General features: G+C 59.6%; 6 protein-coding genes. 3 read left to right on the top strand and 3 right to left on the bottom strand.

Annotated elements, in window-relative coordinates:
• Positions 1-8 precede the first annotated feature (8 nt).
• From AS156_RS31090 to AS156_RS42465, 3 genes are all read right to left on the bottom strand, one after another.
• A complete protein-coding gene (locus tag AS156_RS31090) occupies positions 9-233 on the bottom strand; it encodes a hypothetical protein (protein WP_066500179.1) in 225 nt (74 codons plus the stop codon).
• A gap of 188 nt (positions 234-421) precedes the next feature.
• The gene (locus AS156_RS42470) at positions 422-622 is read right to left on the bottom strand and encodes a hypothetical protein (RefSeq protein ID WP_136626521.1); all 201 of its coding nucleotides are present in this window, start codon (positions 620-622) and stop codon (positions 422-424) included.
• Between the two features lie 94 nt (positions 623-716).
• A complete protein-coding gene (locus AS156_RS42465; protein ID WP_136626520.1) occupies positions 717-1016 on the bottom strand; it encodes a hypothetical protein in 300 nt (99 codons plus the stop codon).
• A gap of 355 nt (positions 1017-1371) precedes the next feature.
• Between AS156_RS42465 and tnpA the strand changes: the two genes are divergently transcribed.
• The 3 genes from tnpA to tnpC form a co-directional block, all read left to right on the top strand.
• The gene (gene tnpA, locus AS156_RS31085) at positions 1372-1776 is read left to right on the top strand and encodes an IS66-like element accessory protein TnpA (protein ID WP_066501573.1); all 405 of its coding nucleotides are present in this window, start codon (positions 1372-1374) and stop codon (positions 1774-1776) included.
• Entirely contained in the window at positions 1773-2120 is a 348-nt protein-coding gene (gene tnpB, locus AS156_RS31080) for an IS66 family insertion sequence element accessory protein TnpB (protein WP_038388978.1), read from the top strand. The genes tnpA and tnpB overlap by 4 nt, the downstream gene beginning before the upstream one ends.
• Positions 2121-2190: 70 nt before the next feature.
• Positions 2191-3120: IS66 family transposase (tnpC, locus tag AS156_RS31075; protein ID WP_136626056.1), on the top strand; the 930-nt coding region annotated here is incomplete at its 3' end.

Raw genomic sequence — 3120 nt, 5'->3', positions numbered from 1 at the left:
GGTTGAGTTCAGCGATTAGTCAACTTGACCGGAAATACAAAGCCGTCGAGTCCAAGCTTTATTGCCCGATCAATTTCCGCGTCGAGTTGAGCATAGAGCTGCTTCCGCTCCCGCCGAACTAAAATCTTTTCGGCTTCCGCTTGCAGCTCGGCCTGTGTCCGCATCCGGTAGGTTTTGGCCTTACGATCGTATTTGAGCGGGTGAACCATAACCTCCGCAGTCGTCTCTGCCATTGATGATCCTCGATGTCATGCGCCGTGAACCGGCTCAAGGCCGGTCACGGTCGCAGAATGTGAAATTTGGGGAAGGTCGCGGCTTCCGTTTTGCTGGCCCGATGCCTGACGGCTTGGCTCTGATGGCGGAAGATACCTGATCGCGCGACGATCACGATGTATGTCGCTTGCCGGATCAATGCAAGTCGTCAGTGAAGTACAATCCGCCGCTCGCCTGCAGCAACCTCGCCGACGAAATTGAGAAATACATCCACCATGGTTTCGCAGCGATCGCGAACGTCGTCGGTCAGGCTATCGACTACCTCGACGGCTGAGAGTTCGCCGCGACTAGTTCCGGTCCATGCTTCGATTATGCGAGTAATAAGCTCGTCACGATTGATCATGAGCATTGAAGTAATCTCCGGTTTGAACCAATGGCAGCAATCTGCGCACGCTTTTCAGGACTGGCAAGTCGGCGAAAGTGCGATCGTTCAAGTCACGCTTTCATGGTGTGTAAAGTGAGTGACGATTTCCCATGCGTTGCCAATGCAGGGATCGACCAACATTAAATTTTTTTCTGTCAAGTGCCGTCGCTGTAGAACTTGAAATAGGTTTCGCCTTGTTGATCTCTGTATCGAATGTCTCTTCAGGCACGTTGGCGACGCGAACAGCTTGCGTCTGCTGATGCTTCGAGATACCTGCGCTACGCGCCTCTTCGGTCTGCGAAGGCAAAGTATGGTTGCCCTCACTTTGCTTTCGCGAGTTATCTGGCCTCGCATCGAACTGCTTCAGCAACTCACCCATGCGGCGCGTAGCACGGGCACGGATGCGCTGTGCCAAAGGTCAGCGACGACGCATCCATCCTGATCGCGGTGCGATCCATCCGCCTCCGGGACGACGGAAGCCCGGCTGCTGTTGCTTCTGCGTAAAGGCGCTATGCCGTTCATCGTCGTCAACATGACGTTCGATCACAATAGGCTTCGGCTGCACTGGAGCTGCCGGAGTAGTCGGAGCTGCAGGTTGCTGCACTGTCTTCATCTCCGTTGCGAAGCGAACATGTGCAGGCAGAGATTTCCGAACTGCCAAGCATCCGACGAAAGGTCTCCCTCCGGTGACGGCCGCCTTGTCAGGTTAAGACGAGTGCTGTGTAACAGCCCTTATGGACAGCAATAAGTGCAGTGCTCAGGTCGAGCGGTTCGAGATTGTCGAGACTGGCCGGCGCCGTCGCTGGACCGATGATGAGAAGCTCAAGATCGTTTTGGAGAGTTTGCAGAGCCCGCGGGCGGTCTCGTCGACGGCACGGCGATACGGCATCTCACGTTCGCTGTTGCTGACTTGGCGTCGATCGTTTGGTGCACGGGCGAGTAGTGATGAAGTGCCTCGGCCCGGCTTTGTGCCAGCGATGGTGGTACCGGACTCGCCGCCAGTGCCGTCGACAGCGTTAGCGGCGACGGCGAGCGGACGCATGGAGATTGTCTCCGGCAAAGCTTATCGAGTGATCGTGGACGCCGGCGTTGATATGATGGCGCTGTCTCGCGTGTTGGATCTGCTGGAGCGGCGATGATCCCGATCGCAGCAGGAGCGAGAATCTGGATCGCAACCGGTCATACTGACATGCGCAAAGGCATGCAGGGTCTGGCGTTGCTGGTGCAGGAGGGCCTGGGGCGAGATCCTTTTGCCGGAGACGTCTTTGTGTTCCGTGGTCGCGCTGGCACCCTGATCAAGGCGCTTTGGCACGACGGGGTCGGGTTGTCGCTCTACGCCAAGCGGCTGGACCGTGGCCGCTTCATCTGGCCGGCGACGGTGGACGGTGTGGTGTCGCTGACGGCAGCTCAGATGGGCTATTTGCTGGAGGCGATCGACTGGCGCAACCCCCAACATAGTTGGCGGCCGCAGAGCGCAGGGTAAGCAGCGCAATAGTCGCGTGAGATTGCAAAAAGGCCGCGCCAAATCGCGGCTTTTGTGATTCCATCGGTGCATGGGTGACGGTCCCGAAAATCTGCCGGAAGACATTGAGGCGCTGCAGGGGGCGTTACTGGCCACGCGGGCCGAACTTGCCAGCGTTCGCGCCCAGCAGTCCGACGACCAGGCGCTGATCGCTCACCTGAAGCTGCAGATCCAAAAGCTGAACCGTGATCGTCATGGCCCTGGCTCGGAGCGTACCGCAAGGCTGCTGGATCAGCTCGAACTGACGTTGGAGGAACTCGAGGCTTCTGCGACTGAGGACGAACTCGCTGCCGAAATGGCCGCGGCCAAGACGACGAAGGTGGCCTCGTTCACGCGCAAGCGGCCGTCGCGCCAACCGTTCCCGGACCATCTGCCTCGCGAGCGGGTGCTCGTGCCGGGACCTGTGACGTGCGCCTGCTGCGGCGGAGCGAGGTTGTCCAAGCTCGGTGAGGACATCACAGAAACGCTGGAGGTGATCCCGAAATCCTGGAAGGTGATCCAGCACGTCCGGGAGAAGTTCAGCTGCCGTGATTGCGAGAAGATCAGCCAGGCCCCGGCGCCATTCCACGTCATTCCTCGCGGTTGGGCCGGCCCCAGCTTGTTGGCGATGGTGCTGTTCGAGAAGTTCGGCCAGCACCAGCCGCTGAACCGGCAGGCCGAACGATATGCCAAGGAAGGCGTGCCGATCAGCCTGTCGACCCTCGCCGACCAGGTCGGTGGTTGTACAGTCGCGCTCACGCCCTTGTTCCGGCGCCTCGAGGCCCATGTGCTAAGCGCCGAGCGACTGCACGGCGATGACACGACGGTGCCGGTCCTGGCCAAGGGCAAGACCGACACCGGCCGAATTTGGGTCTATGTGCGCGACGACAAGCCTTTTGGTGGGCAGGCCCCGCCGGGGGCAGTGTTCTATTACTCGCGCGATCGCGCCGGCGAGCATCCCCAGGCGCATCTGGCCGGCTAT

The organism is Bradyrhizobium macuxiense (assembly GCF_001542415.1).
Classification (GTDB): domain Bacteria; phylum Pseudomonadota; class Alphaproteobacteria; order Rhizobiales; family Xanthobacteraceae; genus Bradyrhizobium; species Bradyrhizobium macuxiense.
The sequence above is the reverse complement of the archived record's forward strand: the minus strand, read 5'-3'. Positions and strand labels throughout refer to the sequence as shown.

Excerpts from the sequence above, each read along its gene's own strand:
- tnpB (WP_038388978.1), top strand. The coding sequence starts at position 1,773 with ATGATCCCGATCGCAGCAGGAGCGAGAATCTGGATCGCAACCGGTCAT.
- tnpA (WP_066501573.1), top strand. The coding sequence starts at position 1,372 with ATGGACAGCAATAAGTGCAGTGCTCAGGTCGAGCGGTTCGAGATTGTC.
- AS156_RS31090 (WP_066500179.1), bottom strand. The coding sequence starts at position 233 with ATGGCAGAGACGACTGCGGAGGTTATGGTTCACCCGCTCAAATACGAT.
- AS156_RS42465 (WP_136626520.1), bottom strand. The coding sequence starts at position 1,016 with ATGGGTGAGTTGCTGAAGCAGTTCGATGCGAGGCCAGATAACTCGCGA.
- AS156_RS42470 (WP_136626521.1), bottom strand. The coding sequence starts at position 622 with ATGCTCATGATCAATCGTGACGAGCTTATTACTCGCATAATCGAAGCA.